The organism is Phenylobacterium soli (assembly GCF_003254475.1).
GTDB lineage: Bacteria > Pseudomonadota > Alphaproteobacteria > Caulobacterales > Caulobacteraceae > Phenylobacterium > Phenylobacterium soli.
This window is the reverse complement of record NZ_QFYQ01000001.1, coordinates 99706-117208: the sequence shown is the minus strand read 5'-3', so window position 1 is coordinate 117208 and position 17503 is coordinate 99706. Positions and strand designations below refer to the sequence as shown.

The following is a 17503-nucleotide window of genomic DNA, read 5'->3' as shown; positions in this document are numbered from 1 at the left end:
AGCCTAGGCCGCCGCGCTTGTCAGTCCAGAGACGACCTCAGATCTGCCGCGCCCGGCCTTCCCAGTAGGGCGCCCGGACCTTGTTGCGCTGGATCTTGCCGGCCTCGGAGCGCGGCAGCTCCGACACGAAATCGACCCCCCGCGGGACCTTGAAGCCCGGCAGGCTGTCGCGCGCGAAGGCGAGGATCTCGTCGGCCAGCTCGCTGGAGGGCTCATAGCCCTCCTTCAAGAGGATCACCGCCCGCACCTGCTCGCCCCACTCGTCGTGCGGGATGCCGACCGTGGCGCTGTCGGCCACCGCCTCGTGCTTGATCAGCTCGTTGTCGATCTCCTGCGGGTAGATGTTCACCCCGCCCGAGATGATCGTCTCGGCGTCGCGGCCGGTCAGGAACAGGTAGCCGTCCTCGTCGAAGTAGCCCATGTCGCCGAGGGTGAAGTAGTCGCCGACCCGGCTCTTCTGGGTCTTGGCCTCGTCCTTGTAGTAGGTGAAGCCGCCGCCGGGCGGCAGCTGGTGGTAGATCAGGCCGGGCACGCCGGGCGGCTGCTCGTTGCCCTGCTCGTCGAGGATCTTGGCGCCCAGGAGCGCCGGCCGCTTGCCGACCGAGCCCGGCTTCTTCAGCCACTCGTGGCTGTCGATGGCGAAGCCCGCGCCGCCCTCGGAGCCGGCGTAGTATTCGTGCACCACCGGGCCGAACCACTCGATCATCGCCAGCTTGACCTCGGGCGGGCAGGGCGCCGCGCCGTGGACGATGTACTTCACGTGGCTGACGTCGTGGGCCTGCTTCACCTCGTCCGGCAGGGCCAGCAGCCGCTGGAACATGATCGGCACCAGGTGCATGTGCGTCACCTTCTTCTCGGCGACGGTCCGCAGCACCTTCTCGCTGTCCCACTTGTCCATGAAGACGAGCTCGCAGCCCGCGCCGATGGCGGCGTTGACGTCGAAGGCCAGCGGGGCGGCGTGGTAGGCGGGCCCGGCGCACATCTGCACCGAGGTCTCGTGGTCGTAGCCGCGCTGGGCGTAGAGGCCCTGCACCGGAACCACCGGATTGGGCCGGAAGACGCCCTTGGGACGACCGGTCGTGCCCGAGGTGTACATCATCTGGTTGCCCAGCACCGGGTCGTCGATGTCCGAGCCGTCGAACGCCGCCAGGGTCTCGTCGTAGGGCAGGAAGCCGTCGATCGGCCCGCCGATGGCGAGCTTCACCACCGCCTTGGGGCAGGCCGCGCCCACCTCGGCCATGCCCGGCGCGCGCACGTCGCCGAACAACGCCTTGGCCTCGCAGTCGCCGACGATGTAGGCGATCTCCTCCGGCGTCAGGTGCCAGTTGACCGGCGTGATCCGGTAGCCGCCGCGCTTGGTCGCCGCCAGCACCTCGACGAACTCGGCCCGGTTCGAGCAGACCAGGGCCACCGCGTCGCCCGGCTGCAGCCCGGCATTGCGCAGCAGGCGCACGATGCGGTTGGCGTTGGCGTTGACCTCGCCGAACGAGCGGGTGTGGCCGGCCGGATCGTGGATGAAGGGAGCGTCGGGTTTCAGTGCGGCCCAGACCGCCAGGCTCATGCCGTTGACCGCGGCCTCGGCCAGCCGCTCGTCCAGATTCACCCGTTCCTTCAACGCTTCCATCAAATCCTCCCGCCTGACGCTACGCGCGGCGCCCTGAAATTGGTTGGAGGTCCCAGGCAGGGCGGACGAAATGATCCACCCCGGTGGTCCCGGGCCTCGGCCACACCAAATCACGGCCAGGGCCGGGCGACAATTCCCCCGCGTCAGGGATCGCGCCGGTTTCGACTCCGGCTTTCAATCGCCCGCGGCCGGTTTCGGCGGCCGCCTCGAATTGCCCTGCGGCCGGTTTCGGCGGCCGCCTCGAATTGCCCTGCGGCCGGTTTCGGCGGCCGCCTCGAATTGCTATGTGACGCCCGCCGGCCCTCGCTGGGGCCGCCCGACCAGGACTTGCCGACGATGCCCGCTTACCGTTCCCGCACGACCACCCACGGCCGCAACATGGCCGGCGCCCGCGGCCTCTGGCGCGCCACGGGCATGAAGGATTCCGACTTCGGCAAGCCGATCATCGCCATCGCCAACTCCTTCACCCAGTTCGTGCCGGGCCACGTGCACCTGAAGGACCTCGGCCAGCTTGTCGCCCGCGAGGTCGAGGCGGCCGGGGGCGTCGCCAAGGAGTTCAACACCATCGCCGTCGACGACGGCATCGCCATGGGCCACGACGGCATGCTCTACAGCCTGCCCTCCCGCGAGCTGATCGCCGACGCGGTGGAGTACATGGTCAACGCCCACTGCGCCGACGCGCTGGTGTGCATCTCCAACTGCGACAAGATCACGCCGGGCATGCTGATGGCCGCCCTGCGCCTCAACATCCCGACCGTCTTCGTCTCCGGCGGGCCCATGGAGGCCGGCAAGGTCCTGCTCTCCACCGGCGCGCGGAAGGTCGACCTGATCGACGCCATGGTCGCCGCGGCCGACGACGCGGTCAGCGACGACGACGTCCAGGTGATCGAGCGCTCGGCCTGCCCGACCTGCGGCTCCTGCTCGGGCATGTTCACCGCAAACTCCATGAACTGCCTGACCGAGGCGCTGGGCCTCTCCCTGCCCGGCAACGGCTCGGTCCTGGCCACCCACGCCGACCGCAAGGCGCTGTTCCTCCAGGCCGGCCGCCTCGTCGTCGAGCTGGCTCGCCGCTGGTACGAAAAGGACGACGCGTCGGTCCTGCCGCGCTCGATCGCCACCTTCGAGGCCTTCGAGAACGCCATGACCCTCGATATCGCCATGGGCGGCTCGACCAATACCGTGCTGCACCTCCTGGCCGCCGCCTACGAGGCCCAGGTCGGCTTCACCATGGCCGACATCGACCGGCTGTCGCGCCGCGTGCCCTGCCTCTCCAAGGTCGCCCCGGCCAAGAACGACGTCCACATGGAGGACGTCCACCGCGCCGGCGGCATCATGGCCATCCTCGGCGAGCTCGACCGCGCCGGCCTGATCCACACCGACCTGCCGACCATCCATGCGCCGAGCCTCAAGGCGGCCCTCGACACCTGGGATATCGCCCGCAATCCGAGCGAAGCGGTGAAGACCTTCTACCGCGCCGCCCCCGGCGGGGTGCCGACCCAGGTGGCCTTCAGCCAGGACCGCCGCTGGGACGATCTCGACACCGACCGCCAGGGCGGCGTCATCCGCGACAAGGCCCACGCCTTCAGCGCCGACGGCGGCCTCGCGGTCCTCTTCGGCAACCTCGCCGAGGACGGCTGCATCGTGAAGACCGCCGGGGTCGACGACTCGATCCTGAAGTTCGCCGGCCCGGCCCGCGTCTACGAGAGCCAGGACGCCGCCGTCTCCGGCATCCTCACCGGCGAGGTGAAGGCCGGCGATGTGGTCGTCATCCGCTACGAGGGCCCCAAGGGCGGCCCCGGCATGCAGGAGATGCTCTATCCGACGAGCTACCTGAAATCGAAGGGGCTCGGCAAAGCCTGCGCCCTGATCACCGACGGTCGCTTCTCGGGCGGCACCTCGGGCCTGTCCATCGGCCACGCCTCGCCCGAAGCCGCCGAGGGCGGCCTCATCGCCCTGGTGGAGACCGGCGACAGGATCGAGATCGACATCCCCGGCCGCTCGATCCGCCTCGCCGTGTCCGACGCCGACCTCGCCGCCCGCGCCCAGCGCATGGAGGCCAAGGGCGAGGCCGCCTACAAACCCGCCGCCCCGCGCCCCCGCAAGGTCTCGCCGGCCCTCCAGGCCTACGCCGCCCTCACCACCTCCGCCGCCCGCGGCGCGGTCCGCGACGTCGGCCAGCTCCAACGCGCCCCCCGCCGTCCGGCCAAGGCCATTCCCGCGGAATAGAAATCTTCCCCTCTCCCAAGCGCGCAGCGCTGTGGGAGAGGACCAGGTCAGCGCCATCGCGCCCCTTCGCCCCATGTTTCAGCACTGACGTCAAAACCCGGTTGGCGCCTGACCCAGGGGCGCCGCATCATGGCGGCCGTACAGAGGACAACTCGGATGAGTGATTCGCCCCCCGAGCGGCGGGGTGCGACGCTGTCTGGCGCGCCGAAGATCTCTGGCGCGCCGAAGATCGACGTGTCGGCCATGCCCGCCGTGCTGGCCCGGATCGCGGGCCTGGCCCTGCGCTATCCGGCGCGGCTGGCGCTCGCCGTGGCGACCTCCCTGCTCGGCGCGGCCGCGAGCCTCGCCCTGCCGCGCCTGCTTGGCCGCTCGGTGGACCAGGCGCTGCACCTGGCCGCCCAGCCGGAGGCCGCCCGCCACGCCCTGCTGCTCAGCGCCGGCCTCGTCATCCTCGCCACCACCCTGCGCGGCCTGCTCACCGCCGCCGCCGGCTACCAGGGCGAATACCTCTCCCAGCGCGTCGCCTACGACCTGCGCCTGCAGCTCTTCCAGCAGCTCCAGCGCCTGTCCTTCGGCTTCCACGACCGGATCCATTCCGGCGACCTGATCACCCGCGGCATGCTCGACCTCGAGGGCGCGCGGGTGTTCATCCAGGCCGGCATGCTGCAGGCCGTCAGCCTCGCCCTGCTGCTCGGCTTCGCCGCCGCCATGATGATCGCCGCCGACCCGGTGCTGGCCCTGATCGGCCTCGCCTTCGTGCCGGTCGCCAGCCTGGCGCTCGGGCGGATGGGCTTCCTGCTGCGCGTCACCTGGCTGCGGGTGCAGGAGCTGATGGCCGCCCTGACCCTGACCATGGAGGAGAACCTCCAGGGCATCCGCGTGGTCCGCGCCTTCGCCGGCCAGCGGTTCGAGCTCGGCAAGTTCGACGCGGCGTCGCAGGCGGTTCTCGGCTTCCAGGACCGGCGCATCACCATGCGCAACCGCGGCGTCTCGGCCATGCAGGCGAGCTACTACACCGCGCTCGGACTGCTGCTCTGGGTCGGCGGCCGCAAGGTGCTGGCCGGCGAGATGACGGTGGGCCGGCTCACCGAGTTCGTCACCTACATGAGCCTCCTGCAGGCCCCGATCCGCCAGGTGGCGATGATCGTCAACACCGCCGCCCGGGCGACCTCCTCGGGCGCGCGGCTATTCGAGGTGCTGGACCTCGAGCCCGAGATCGCCGACGCCGCCGGCGCCGCGCCGCTCGCCCCGACCAGGGGCGTCCTGCGCTTCGAGCACGTGGATTTCGCCCACAAGGATCCGACCGGGGCGACCGGCGGCAAGCAGATCCTCTCCGACATCAGCTTCAAGGTGGCGCCGGGCAGGACCCTCGGCGTCGTCGGCCCGCCCGGCGCGGGCAAGTCGACCCTCGCGAACCTCATCCCGCGCTTCTACGACGTCACCGGCGGGCGGATCACAATCGACGGCGTCGACATCCGCGACGTGACCCTCGCCAGCCTTCGCCGGTACGTCGGCCTCGTCCAGCAGGAGGCCTTCCTTTTCGACGCCTCGGTCGGCCACAACGTCGCCTACGCCGATCCCTGGGCCGAGGACGCGCGCATCGAGGACGCCGCCCGCACCGCCCAGATCCACGAGCACATCGCCGGTCTTCCGGAAGGGTATGAGACCCGCGTCGGCGAGCGCGGGGTCGCCCTCTCCGGCGGCCAGCGCCAGCGGATGAGCATCGCCCGCGGCGTCGTCCCCGATCCGGGGATCATGGTCTTCGACGACTCCACCGCCGCCATCGACGCGGTCACCGAGAAGAAGGTGCGCGACGCCCTGGCCCACGCCACCAAGGCCATGGCGACGGTGATCATCGCCCATCGCCTGTCGTCCCTCATGCACGCCGACGAGATCATCGTCCTCGACGAGGGGCGCATCGTCGAGCGCGGCGACCACGAGAGCCTCCTCGCCCGAGGCGGCGTCTACGCCGACCTCTACGCCCTGCAGACCCGCTCGGACGCCGGGGCGACCCTCGAGGAGGCCCAGGCGTGAGCGCCGCATCGCGCAATGCTCCCAGAGCCTCGCCGCGCGCCTCCTTGGGCTCCCCCGAAGGCGACGACGTTTTCGGGACCTTCGACGCCCGCGTGGCGCGGCGCTTCTTCGTCTACCTCGGCCCGCACCGGCGCGCCTTCATCCTCGCCCAGCTCGCCGCCGTCGCCTCGGCCGCCGCCCAGATCGCCATTCCCACCCTGATCGGCCGGGCGGTGGACGCGGTGATCCGCCACGACCTCGGCCGCTTCCAGGCCATGCTGATCGGCTTCGCGGCCGCCGCGGCCGCCTTCGTGGCCATGATGTTCGCCGCCGAGTGGCTGTCCCAGCGGCTGGCCCAGCGGGTGATCTTCGACATCCGCCGGGCGATGTTCGCCCACCTGCAGGACGTCTCCCTGTCGTTCATGGACCGCACCCACGTCGGCCGCATGATGGCGCGGCTCCAGGGCGACGTCGCCTCGCTGCAGGAGTTCCTGGAGACCACCACCGGCTCGGTGGGCGACTTCGTGGTGCTGATCGGCATCGCCATCGTGCTGGTCTCGCTCGACCTGCGGCTCGGCCTGCTGACCCTGACGGTGCTGCCGACCCTGATCGGCATCCGCGCGATCTGGCTGCCCTTCTCGAAGAGGACCTTCCGCGCCGCCCGCGACGCCTCCTCCACCGCCAACTCGGCCCTGGCCGAGAACATCAACGGCGTGCGCACCGTGCAGGAGACCCGGCGCGAGGCGCTGAACTTCGAGATGTACCGCAAGATGGCCTGGGACAACTTCAAGGCCCAGACCGGCGCCTCCTGGATGGGCCAGATCATGGTGCCGACGGTGGACGTTCTCACCGGCCTCGCCATGGCCATCGTCGTGGTGGTCGGTGGCCTGGCGGTGATCGGCGGCCGGCTCGAGGTCGGCGTCATGGTCGCCTTCGTCCTCTATGTGCAGCGCTTCTTCGACCCCGTGCGGATGCTGTCGCTGCAGTACACCGTCATGCAGCGGGCCATGGCCGCGGCCCACCGCATCTTCGAGGTGCTCGACGTGCCGGTGACCATCACCGAGAAGGCCGATGCGGAGGCGCTCGCCGACTTCGAGCCCACCGTCGAGTTCCGGAACGTGACCTTCGGCTACGACCCGGCCCGGCCGATCCTGCACGACATCTCCTTCAAGGTGCGGCCGCGCGAGGTGGTGGCCCTGGTCGGTCCGACCGGCTCGGGCAAGACCTCGATCATCGCGCTCACCCACCGCTTCTACGAGGTCGGCGAAGGCCAGGTGCTGGTCGGCGGCCACGACGTGCGCGACGTCACCATCGAGAGCCTCGGCCGCCACATCGGCATGGTGCTTCAGGAGCCGTTCCTGTTCACCGGCACGATCGCCGACAACATCCGCTACAACACCCTTGGCGCGAGCTTCGAGGAGATCGTCGCCGCCGCCAAGGCGGTCGCCGCCCACGACTTCATCGTGCGCCTGCCCGAGGGCTACGAGACCCAGGTCGGCCAGCGCGGCCGCAACCTCTCGGTTGGCCAGCGCCAGCTCATCTCCTTCGCTCGCGCCCTGGTGGCCGACCCGCAGATCCTGATCCTCGACGAGGCCACGGCCAACATCGACAGCTTTACCGAGCAGGCGATCCAGAAGGCGCTGAAGGTGCTCTTCGCCGGCCGCACCTGCATGGTCATCGCCCACCGCCTGGCGACGATCCGCGACGCCGACCGCATCATCGTCCTCCAGCAGGGCCGCATCCTGGAGCAGGGGCCCCATGCCGAGCTGATGGCCAGGCAGGGCCTCTACCACCGCCTCTACACCTCGGCCCACGCCAGCTTCGACGACCAGACCGTCGCCGCCACCGGCGACGCCGAGTTCGCCACCCGGACGTGAGGTGAACCTCTACTCCCGCGCGTAGCGGGTAAGTGATAGGCTCCACCCTGACGGGAGGCCTTCGATGCCCGACGACCCTCAGGTCCGCGCCTGGTTCGCGCCCAAGCAGTACGGCTACGGCGCCACGCCCTCGAGCTGGGAGGGCTGGGCGGTCACCCTCGGCTTCGTGCTGATCGTCACCCTCACGGCGGCCTTCATCGCCCCGGCGGACAACGACCTGCCGCACCGCCTCGGCCTCTACCGGCTGGCCCTCGTCCAGAGGCTGCACCCCTCGACGGCCGAAGTGCTGGCGCTTGTCGCCGTCGAGTCGGTCGCCTTCATCGCCCTGACCCGCTGGAAATCCAGCGGCCCGTGGCTCTGGCGCTGGGGGTCCGGGCGCTAGAACGACTGGTTGCGGACGATCCGCCAGTGGCCGTCCGCCTGGCGCTTCCAGACGGTCACATAGGGGCCAAGTGCGCTGACCTCCTTGCCGGCTCCCGTGCGGGCGGTGAAGCCGGCCTGGCCCCATTCCAGCAACAGGCCCGGCGCCAGCGGCGCCAGGCCCTGCCGGTGGATCTCGCCGGTGGAGACGCTCAGCCCTGCCGCGAACCGCTGCCGGAGCAGCTCGACGAAGGCGTCGTGGCCGACCGTCACCTGGCCGTTGCCGGCGACGTTCACCGCCTCCGGCGCATAGGCCTCGGCGACGCGCGCGGCGTCGCGGGCCTGCATGGCCGGGATCCAGTCCGCGTTCACCGCGTCGATCACCGGCGCGGCTTCGGCGAGGTCGTCGGCGGGGGTGGCGAGCGCAGGCGTGGCGCTCATCAGGGCGGCGGCGGCGAGGCTCGCCAGGCGGACGCGCATGGGTTCTTCCTCAGGCTCTGCGGAACACGTGGATCTCGCCCACGCCGCCGAGCGGCGCGGGCGCGCGATGATAGGTCAGGCCGGCCGCCGCGGCGAACGGCGTCGGGTCGGCCATGTAGTAGGTCAGGCGCTCGGGCGAGCGGCGGAGCGAGCGGCCCTGCGCATCGAGCTCCTCGTACTCGATCACCTGCTCCAGCCGCCCGACGCTCTCCTTGAAGGCGCGGGCGGCGACCCGCAGGCGCAGCCGCCCGCCGCCGGGCAGGGGCTCGTCCAGCACGACCGCGTCGGGATCGGGCCGCGTGGCCTGTCGCATCAGCTCCAGCAGGGGCAGGTGCACGGCCGCGAGGCCGCCCGGCGCCAGGTGCCGGGCGATGGTCGCGAAACTGTTCCTCCAGGCCGCCCCGGCCGGCACGTGGGCGAGGGTGAAATAGGGACAGATCACCAGGTCGAAGGACCGCTTCAGGTCCAGGGCCGTCATGTCGCCGAGCCGCAGCTCCAGGCGACCGGCCGCGGCGGCGGGCAGGGCGGCTCGCCGCTTCTCGGCCTGCTCGAGCATGGGCCGCGAGAGGTCGACGCCGGTGACCGCCAGGCCGCGCTCGGCCAGGGCCACGGCGATCCGGCCCGAGCCGGCGCCGAGCTCCAGCACCGAGCCGGCGACCGGCGCCAGGCCCGCATAGATCTCCACGTCGCCGGCCAGCCGGGCGTCGGCGGCCGTGACCACGTCGTAGAACGCCGCGCTCAGCGCGCCCGGCGCATAGTAGGCCTTCACCCCCGCCATCCCGTCCCCCACGACACAGCTTGCGCCATGGTCATGCCGGAGCCGTTGCGCTCGATCAACGCGCAGGCCACATATTGGCCGACCAAGCGAGGCTTGGACCTGCCACGGACCCTTTGGGGGAGCCCCTGATCGTGACCACCCTTCGCCACCGCATTTCGCGCGCCGCCCTCATCGTGCTCGCGCCGCTGATCGTCGCCGGCTGCGGGATCAACACCATCCCGACCAAGGAAGAGCGCGCCAAGGCACAGTGGGCGGAGGTGCAGAACCAGTACCAGCGCCGCGCCGACCTCATCCCCAACCTGGTCAACACGGTGAAGGGCTACGCCGCCCAGGAGAAGAGCGTCCTCGTCGAGGTGACGGAGGCCAGGGCTTCGGCGACCCAGGTGAAGGTCGACGCCTCGACCATCACCAACCCCGCCGCCTTCCAGCAGTATGAGCAGGCCCAGGACCGCCTGTCCGGCGTGCTCGGCCGCCTGATGATGATCCAGGAGCGCTATCCGGACCTGAAGTCGAACGAGAACTTCATGGCCCTGCAGAGCCAGCTCGAGGGCACGGAGAACCGCATCGCCATCTCCCGCCGCGACTACAACGAGGCGGTCCGCGACTACAACACCACCCTGCGCACCTTCCCGCAGGTGTTCTGGGCCAAGACCATGTACTCGTCGTCGAAGCCGATGATGCTGTTCTCGGCGACCGCCTCGGCCCAGTCGGCGCCGACCGTCAGCTTCGACACCACCCCGCCGCCGGCCCCCTCCGGCACGGTCCCGGCCCAGCCGCAGGCCGGCGCTCCGGCGCCCGCGCCCCAGGCCCTGCCGCCCGGCCAGGCGCCGGCCTCTAAGTGAGCCTGGTTGCCGCCGGCCTCGGGCGCATGAAGGCGGTCCTCGCGGCCGCCTTCGTCCTCGTCCTTCTCGCCGTGCCCGCCCTGGCCGAGCCCAAGTTCCCGCCGCTCACCGGCCGGGTGGTCGACGACGCGCACCTGCTGTCGCCCCAGACCACCCAGAAGCTCGACGGCGAGCTCGCCCAGCTCGAGCAGCAGACCGGCCACCAGCTCGTCGTCGCCACCGTGCCCGACCTGCAGGGCTACGAGATCGAGGACTACGGCTATCAGCTCGGCCGCACCTGGCAGATCGGCCGCAAGGGGGTGAACGACGGGGTCATTCTGCTCGTCGCGCCCAAGGAGCGGAAGGTCCGCATCGAGGTCGGCTACGGCCTCGAGCCGGTGCTCACCGACGCCCTCTCCAACGTTATCCTGCAGCGCAAGGTGCTGCCCGCCTTCAAGGCCGGCAACATGGAGCAGGGCATCGTCGACGGGACCGAGGCGCTGATCCAGCAGCTCGGCCTGCCCGAGGACCAGGCCAAGGCCAACGTCGCCCAGGCCGAGCAGCTCCAGGCCCAGCGCGCCAACCAGGACCAGGCGCCGCCGATCCCGGTGATCATCGCCGTGGTGGTGATCTTCTTCATCCTCGCCGGCCTGTTCAGCCGCCGCCGCTACGCCGGCGGGGGCGGGGGACTGTGGTGGCTGCTGCCGCTCATCCTCTCCTCCGGCGACCGGCGCGACCGATGGGGCGGCGGCGGCGGCTGGGGCGGTGGGGGAGGCGGCGGCTTCTCCGGCGGCGGCGGCTCGTTCGGCGGCGGCGGCTCGTCGGGAAGCTGGTAGGGGGGAAGCTGGTGACATGACGAAGACCCTGACGCCTTCGGACCTCTCGGCCATCGAGGCCGCGGTGCGCGAGGCCGAGACCCGCACCTCCGGCGAGATCTACTGCGTCGTCGCCGAGGAGAGCGCCCACTACGGCGAGACCCCGCTGGTCTGGGCGGCCGCCGTGGCCCTGCTCGGCCCCGCCGTGCTGCTGCTCGGCGGCGTCCACGTCAGCGCCCCGGACCTTTTCGAAGGCTGGACCTCGGCCCAGGTCGGCGCCGTCGCCGAGGCCGCGGCCCGCAGCGCCCTGATGGGCGCGATCCTGATGCAGGCGGTGCTGTTCGCCGTCGTGGCGGTGGTGGTCTCGATCCGCGGCGTGCGGCTGGCGCTCACCCCGCGCGGCATCAAGCGCCACGAGGTCAAGCGCCGCGCCACCGGCATCTTCCTCAGCAAGAACCTGCACCTGACCCGCGAGCGGACCGGCGTGCTGATCTTCGTCTCCCTGGCCGAGCGCATGGCCGAGATCGTCGCCGACGAGGGCATCGCCCAGCACGTCGAGACCAAGGTCTGGGACAAGGCCATGGCCGCCCTCGCCGAGGGGCTGAAGCGCGGCGAGCCGGCGGCGGGCTTCGCCGCGGCGGTCGGCCTCTGCGGCGACGTCCTGGCCGAACGCTTCCCGCCGCATCCCGGCGACAACCCTAACGAGTTGCCGGATGCGGTGGTGCTCCTGCCGCGGGTATAGTCGGGCGGCAATCACCCGAGCGTGCGGGGGCGCGCAGCATTCGGTGTTGTTTTCAGAAGCTTAGCGGCTTCACAGTGTTGGGTCGCTCGGAAGGGCCCAGGCTTGACGGACCAGCGGAACGAAAGCGGCGCGCAGGACCTGCCCGCGTTCGGCCAGATGGCCGAGGCGCTCGGGCTCGGCATGGCCTACCAGATCCTCGTCGCGCCCGACCGCGCCGGGCGCCGCTTCACCTACGTCTCCGACAACTGCCTGGCGCTGAACGGGATCACCGCCGAGGCGGCGCTGGCCGACCCGGCCGCGCTCTACGGCCAGATCCTGCCGGAAGAGCGCGCCGCCTTCGCCGCGGCCGAGGCGGCGGCGCTGGACGACGACGGCCGGTTCGAGGTCGAGGTCCGCATGCGCCTGCCCTCCGGCGAGGTCCGCTGGCGCCGGATCGCCTCGGCTGGCCGCCGGCTGGCCGACGGCTCCACCGTCTGGGACGGGCTGCTCACCGACATCACCGAGGCCAAGCAGACGGCCCTGCAGGTCGAAGAGCAGCGCTGGCGGCTCGAGGTGGCCGTGGAATCCGCCGGCCTCGGCTTCTGGCAGTGGGACCCGCGGACCAACGCCCTCACCTGGTCGGAGCGCAACAAGACCCTGTTCGGCCTGCCGCCCGAGGCGCCGATCACCATCGACATCTACCTCGCCATGATCCACCCGGACGACCTGGCGCGCTGCGTCGAGACCTACCGCTCGGTGCGCGACCGGCCGGAGGGCGGCGACTTCGTGCTCGAGTACCGGGCCGTGGCCCCCAACGGCCAGCTCCGCTGGATCTCGACCCACGGCCGGGTCATCACCGACGCCCAAGGCCCGGCCCTGGTGGTCGGCACCACCCTCGACATCACCGACCGCCACGAGGCCGAGGAGCGGCGCAACCTGGTGATGGGCGAGCTCGCCCACCGGGCCAAGAACGGCCTGCAGGTGATGATGGCCATCGTCACCGAGACCGCCCGCTCGGCCGAGACGGTGAAGGGCTTCGAGAAGGTGCTGATGGCCCGGCTCGAGGCCATGGCCCAGTCGCAGGAGCTGGTCACCGCCGCCGGCGGCCGCCCGGTGCACCTCAACGACCTCGCCGCCCGCGCCCTCAAGCCCTTCGGCCTCACCCACTTCGACATCGAGCCGGCGATCGCCGACCTCATGGTGCAGGGCGACGTCGCGGCGGGCCTCGCCCTGCTGCTGCACGAGATGGCCACCAACGCGGTGAAGTACGGCGCCCTCTCCCGGCCCGGCGGCCGCATCAGCCTGCGCCCCGGCCGCGCCGGCCCCGGCATGGCCGCCCTCCACTGGAAGGAGCGCGGCGGCCCGCGCGTCGAGCCCACCAACCGCCGCGGCTTCGGCTCGCGCCTGCTGCAGGCGGCCCTGCGCCAGCAGGGCGGCAAGGTCGAGCCGCTGTTCGAGCCCGACGGCTTCGCTGCGCGCATGGAGTTCCGCGTCACCCGCTGAGGCCTTCGAGGAAATCTCGGCTCCCGCTTTCGCCAGCAGCGCCGTAGAATCCCCGCGCTCGTGGGAGGAGCGTCATGGCCATCAAGCTCAACATCAACGGCAAGGTCCTCACCGCCGACGTGGACCCCGACACCCCGCTGCTGTGGGTGCTGCGCGACACGCTGGGCATCGTCGGGCCCAAGTACGGCTGCGGCGTCGGCCAGTGCGGCGCCTGCACGGTGCACCTCGACGGCCAGCCGATCCGCTCCTGCCAGGCGCCGGTCTCGGCCATCGGCGCGGCCAGGGTCACCACCATCGAGGGGATCGGCGCGACGCCCAACGGCCAGAAGGTCCAGGCCGCCTGGAGCGAGCTCGACGTGGCCCAGTGCGGCTACTGCCAGCCCGGCCAGATCATGTCGGCCACCGCCCTGCTGAACAGCAATCCCAAGCCCAGCGACGCCGACATCGACGCGGCCATGAGCGGCAACATCTGCCGCTGCGCGACCTACACGCGGATCCGCGCGGCCATCAAGCGCGCCTCCGGCCAGCCGGTGGAGGCGTGAAGACCATGACCGTCCAACCGACCCTCCAACAACCTGCGGGCGCCTCGCGCCGCGACTTCATCAAGGCGACCAGCGCCGCCGGCGGCCTGGTGCTCTCCTTCTCCATCGCCCCCAAGGCGGGCGCCGCCGACGCCGGCGCCAAGCCGCTCAACGCTTACGTCCGCATCGCTCCCGACGGCGTCGTGACGATCATGTCCAAGAACCCGGAGATCGGGCAGGGCATCAAGACCAGCCTGCCGATGATGATCGCCGAGGAGCTGGACGTGCCGTGGGAGGCGGTCCGCATCGAGCAGGCCGACAACGATCCCAAGACCTACGGCCGCCAGTTCGCCGGCGGCTCCATGGCCACGCCCCTGCACTGGGACGAGCTGCGCCGCGTGGGCGCCGTCGCGCGGGCCATGCTGGTCCAGGCCGCGGCCCTCGCCTGGAACTGCCCGGCCGGCGAATGCGTCACCGACCGCGGCGTCGTCATCCACGCGGCCACGAAGCGCAAGGCGAGCTACGGCTCCCTCGCCGGCCAGTGCGCCGCCGTCACCCCGCCGGATCCCAAGTCCGTGCCGCTGAAGGACCCCAAGGACTACAGGATCGTCGGCCACGCCAAGCCGCAGTACGACACCGCCAGGATCGTCACCGGCCAGCCCCTGTTCGGCATCGACGTGAAGCGCCCGGGGATGCTCTACGCCACCTACGAGAAGGCGCCCGTCTTCGGGGCGCGCGTGGCCGGCGCCGACCTCGCCGCCGCCAAATCCGTGAAGGGCGTGAGAGACGCCTTCGTGGTCGATGGCGGGACCGAGCTCTCCGGCCTCCTGCCCGGCGTCGCCGTGGTCGCCGACAGCTGGTGGGCCGCCCGCAAGGGCCGCGACCGGCTCGCCGTGAAGTGGGCCGACCACCCCACCGCCCAGCAGGGCAGCGCCGCCTTCGCCCAGCGCGCCAGGGAGCTCGCCGCCGGCGCGCCGCAGAAGATCGTCCGCAACGACGGCGACGCCGACGCGGCCCTCAAGGGCGCGGCGAAGACGGTGAAGGCGGCCTACGCCTATCCCTTCCTCGCCCACGTGCCCATGGAGCCGATGAACTGCACGGCCGAGTTCAGGGACGGCAAGCTTGAGATCTGGGCTCCGACCCAGAACCCCGAGCCCGGCCGCCAGCTCGTCGCCCGCACCCTCGGCCTCCAGCCCGACGACATCACCGTCCACATGACCCGCTGCGGCGGCGGCTTCGGCCGCCGGCTCAACAACGACTACATGGTCGAGGCCGCGGCCATCGCCCGCCAGGCCAAGGCGCCGGTCAAGCTCCTCTGGACCCGCGAGGACGACGTCCGCCACGACTTCTACCGCCCCGCCGGCTTCCACTTCCTGGAGGCCGGGCTCGACGCCTCGGGCCGGATCACGGCCTGGAAGGACCACTTCGTCACCTTCGGCGCCGCGCCCGACCAGCCGGCCCCCTCGGCGGGCATGAGCCCCAACGAGTTCCCGGCGCGGTTCCTCGCCAACTGCCAGCTCGGCGTCTCGGCCATGCCGCTCGGCGTGCCCACCGGTCCGCTGCGCGCGCCCGGCTCCAACGCCCTGGCCTTCGTCATGCAGTCGTTCATCGACGAGCTGGCGCACGCCGCCGGCAAGGATCCGCTGGCCTTCCAGATCGACCTCCTCGGGACCGAGAAAGTGGTCGGCGGCCCCGGCGGCTACAACGCCGAGCGCATGCGCGGCGTGCTCAAGGCGGCGGGCGAGATGTCCGGCTGGGGCAAGGTGAAGCTGCCCTCCCGCACCGGCATGGGCGTCGCCTGCTATTTCAGCCACCTCGGCTACTTCGCCGAGGTGGTCCAGGCCACCGTCTCCCGCGACGGGACGGTCAAGGTCGACAAGGTCTGGGTCGCCGCCGACGTCGGCCGCCAGATCGTCAATCCGTCCGGCGCCATGAACCAGGTGCAGGGCGCGGTGATCGACGGCCTCTCGGCCGCCCTGTTCCAGAAGATCACCATCGAGAACGGCCAGGTCGTCCAGGCCAACTTCGACACCTACCCCTTGCTGCGCATGGCCGACGCCCCGCCGGTCGAGGTGAAGTGGGTCCTCACCGACTATCCGCCCACCGGCCTGGGCGAGCCGGCCCTGCCGCCGGCCCTGCCGGCGCTGTGCAACGCCATCTTCGCCGCCACCGGCCAGCGCGTCCGCGAGCTGCCGATCGACACCGGGCGCCTCAAGGCATGAGCGACGACGCCCAAACCCTGGACGGCCGGGAGTCCATCGCCGCCCTCGCCAAGCGGTTCTTCGACGCCGTCGAGGCGGGCGACATCGAGACCGTCGCCGCCTGCTACGCGGACGAGGCGGCGATCTGGCACAACACCGACGGCCTCGCCCAGACCAAGGACCAGAACCTGAAGGTCCTCAAGGGCTTCACCCGGCACATCGGCGAGATCCGCTACCGGGACCGGCGGCTCGACGTCTTCCCAGGCGGCTTCGTGCACCAGCACCGCCTCACCGGTCGCCGCCCGGACGGGGTCGAGGTCGAGCTGCCGGCCACCCTGGTCTGCCGGGTGAAGGACGGCCGCATCACCCGCCTCGACGAATATTTCGACTCCGCCCACGAGGCGAGGTTCCGGGGCTAGACCGGCGCGCGTCGGCCGAGCCTCGCCCTGAGGGTGCGGTTCACGCCATAGCCCAGCACGTCCAGGTTCCGGATCAGCCGCGGCAGCGCCGCGCCGAGGTCGCCCTGCGCCTTGGCGTCGAGGGCGAAGTGGTAGGCCCACTTCTGGCGCACGAAGTGGATGTGCCGCCGCAGCACGCGCCGCTCCTCCGGGGTCAGCTCCAGGGTCTGCAGCAACCGCCGGTCCGCCTGCAGAAGTGCGTGCAGGTCGCTGGAGCTGTGGCGGTGGCTCAGCGAATTGGCCCGCGCGACCGCCACGTAGCCGTAGCTTCGCACGACCTCGAAGCGGGCCCCCTGGCCCAGCGCCTCGGCGTAGAACAGGTAGTCTTCGCCCAGCCGCACGGCCTCGTCGTAGCGGATCGCATGGGCGTCCAGGAAATCGCGCCGGAACACCGGCTGCAGATAGCCGAGCTCGGTGCGCGGGCGCTTCGGATCGGTGATGTTGCCGCTCACGAAGGCGGCGAAGCTGACCAGGCCGTCGGCCGGTATGGCGCCGCCCCAGTGTTCATAGGGGCCGTCCTCGGCGCCTTCCCGCGCGAGCAGCAGCCGGTCGGCCGCCATGTCCCAGTCCGTCCGGCTCTCCTGGAAGATCCGCGTCAGGCGGCCGGGCAGGAAGAAGTCGTCGGCGTCGAGGACGCAGACATAGGGCGCGGTCGAGGCGGCATGCCCGCGGTTCAGGGCGCCCGAGGGGCCGGTGTTGGCCTGCCTGAGGATCCGCAGCCGGCCCGATCCGTCGTCCATCCGCCGGGCGGCATCGGCCGTGTCGTCCGTCGAGCCGTCATCGATGACGACCACCTCGGCGGTCGCCGCATCGGTCAGGGCGGAGCCGACCGCTCGCCCAACTGTCGGCGCGGCGTCCTTCGCGGGTATCAGCACGGCGACCTGCACGCTCGCCTTCTCCCTGGGAGTCGATCTCCCCGGAACATGTTCAGATCATTGAGGTTCCTGGCGCAATCCGTGGCCAGATCTCCTCACCAATCTTGGGGAGAGCCAGGCGCCGCATCGGGGCGTCGCGTGCATGCCGTGTCGTCAAAACCTGAGGTGGCGCCGCCCGGCGGGCGGGCGCCGCCCAAGCCCTCGCCCGCCGCAACAGCCGGTTGATCCGC

At 71.3% G+C, this 17503-nt stretch carries 15 protein-coding genes; 11 read left to right on the top strand and 4 right to left on the bottom strand.

Translation table 11 applies throughout. The annotated features are described in order from the left end of the window. Positions 1-37: 37 nt before the first annotated feature. Entirely contained in the window at positions 38-1624 is a 1587-nt protein-coding gene (locus DJ017_RS00570) for an AMP-binding protein (RefSeq protein WP_226999968.1), read from the bottom strand. 336 nt (positions 1625-1960) lie between these two features. On the opposite strand from DJ017_RS00570, the gene ilvD reads away from it, so the two are divergent. The 4 genes from ilvD (at position 1961) to DJ017_RS00550 (ending at position 8122) form a co-directional block, all read left to right on the top strand. Next, complete coding sequence (gene ilvD, locus DJ017_RS00565) at positions 1961-3850, top strand: dihydroxy-acid dehydratase (RefSeq protein WP_111526881.1); 1890 nt, start codon at positions 1961-1963, stop codon at positions 3848-3850. A gap of 156 nt (positions 3851-4006) precedes the next feature. Beyond that, positions 4007-5884: an ABC transporter ATP-binding protein gene (locus tag DJ017_RS00560; RefSeq protein WP_226999967.1), complete on the top strand. Its 1878-nt coding sequence runs from the start codon at positions 4007-4009 to the stop codon at positions 5882-5884. Continuing rightward, on the top strand, positions 5881-7740 hold the full coding sequence (locus tag DJ017_RS00555; protein WP_111526879.1) for an ABC transporter ATP-binding protein: 1860 nt from the start codon (positions 5881-5883) through the stop codon (positions 7738-7740). Before DJ017_RS00560 ends, DJ017_RS00555 begins: the two co-directional genes overlap by 4 nt. Before the next feature lie 64 nt (positions 7741-7804). Continuing rightward, positions 7805-8122 (top strand): hypothetical protein, encoded by a 318-nt coding sequence (locus tag DJ017_RS00550; protein WP_111526878.1) that lies wholly within the window; start codon positions 7805-7807, stop codon positions 8120-8122. On the opposite strand, the gene DJ017_RS00545 is transcribed toward DJ017_RS00550, so the two are convergent. Together DJ017_RS00545 and DJ017_RS00540 are read right to left on the bottom strand one after the other, a co-directional pair. Continuing rightward, a complete protein-coding gene (locus tag DJ017_RS00545) occupies positions 8119-8580 on the bottom strand; it encodes a YybH family protein (RefSeq protein WP_111526877.1) in 462 nt (153 codons plus the stop codon). The two genes, DJ017_RS00550 and DJ017_RS00545, sit on opposite strands and share 4 nt — an antisense overlap. Positions 8581-8590: 10 nt before the next feature. Then, on the bottom strand, positions 8591-9358 hold the full coding sequence (locus tag DJ017_RS00540; protein WP_111526876.1) for a class I SAM-dependent methyltransferase: 768 nt from the start codon (positions 9356-9358) through the stop codon (positions 8591-8593). A 131-nt stretch (positions 9359-9489) separates the two neighbouring features. Here DJ017_RS00540 and DJ017_RS00535 point away from each other — a divergent pair, with 131 nt between their 5' ends. The 7 genes from DJ017_RS00535 to DJ017_RS00505 all read left to right on the top strand — a co-directional run bounded on the left by DJ017_RS00535 (position 9490) and on the right by DJ017_RS00505 (position 16359). Next, positions 9490-10200 (top strand): LemA family protein, encoded by a 711-nt coding sequence (locus DJ017_RS00535; protein ID WP_111529903.1) that lies wholly within the window; start codon positions 9490-9492, stop codon positions 10198-10200. A gap of 26 nt (positions 10201-10226) precedes the next feature. Further along, the gene (locus tag DJ017_RS00530; RefSeq protein ID WP_111526875.1) at positions 10227-11015 is read left to right on the top strand and encodes a TPM domain-containing protein; all 789 of its coding nucleotides are present in this window, start codon (positions 10227-10229) and stop codon (positions 11013-11015) included. A gap of 16 nt (positions 11016-11031) precedes the next feature. Further along, on the top strand, positions 11032-11736 hold the full coding sequence (locus DJ017_RS00525) for a TPM domain-containing protein (protein WP_133255356.1): 705 nt from the start codon (positions 11032-11034) through the stop codon (positions 11734-11736). A 102-nt stretch (positions 11737-11838) separates the two neighbouring features. Next, the gene (locus tag DJ017_RS00520; RefSeq protein WP_111526873.1) at positions 11839-13218 is read left to right on the top strand and encodes a sensor histidine kinase; all 1380 of its coding nucleotides are present in this window, start codon (positions 11839-11841) and stop codon (positions 13216-13218) included. 74 nt (positions 13219-13292) lie between these two features. Then, positions 13293-13760, top strand: coding sequence for a (2Fe-2S)-binding protein (locus DJ017_RS00515; RefSeq protein ID WP_111526872.1), 468 nt, complete (start codon positions 13293-13295; stop codon positions 13758-13760). A gap of 5 nt (positions 13761-13765) precedes the next feature. Beyond that, positions 13766-15961 carry a xanthine dehydrogenase family protein molybdopterin-binding subunit gene (locus DJ017_RS00510; protein ID WP_111529902.1) on the top strand — a complete coding sequence of 732 codons (2196 nt, stop codon included), beginning with the start codon at positions 13766-13768 and terminating at the stop codon, positions 15959-15961. Continuing rightward, the gene (locus DJ017_RS00505; RefSeq protein ID WP_226999966.1) at positions 15958-16359 is read left to right on the top strand and encodes a nuclear transport factor 2 family protein; all 402 of its coding nucleotides are present in this window, start codon (positions 15958-15960) and stop codon (positions 16357-16359) included. The genes DJ017_RS00510 and DJ017_RS00505 overlap by 4 nt, the downstream gene beginning before the upstream one ends. Here the strand turns inward: DJ017_RS00505 and DJ017_RS00500 are convergent. Next, positions 16356-17285: a glycosyltransferase family 2 protein gene (locus DJ017_RS00500; protein WP_111526871.1), complete on the bottom strand. Its 930-nt coding sequence runs from the start codon at positions 17283-17285 to the stop codon at positions 16356-16358. The two genes, DJ017_RS00505 and DJ017_RS00500, sit on opposite strands and share 4 nt — an antisense overlap. Positions 17286-17503 lie beyond the last annotated feature (218 nt).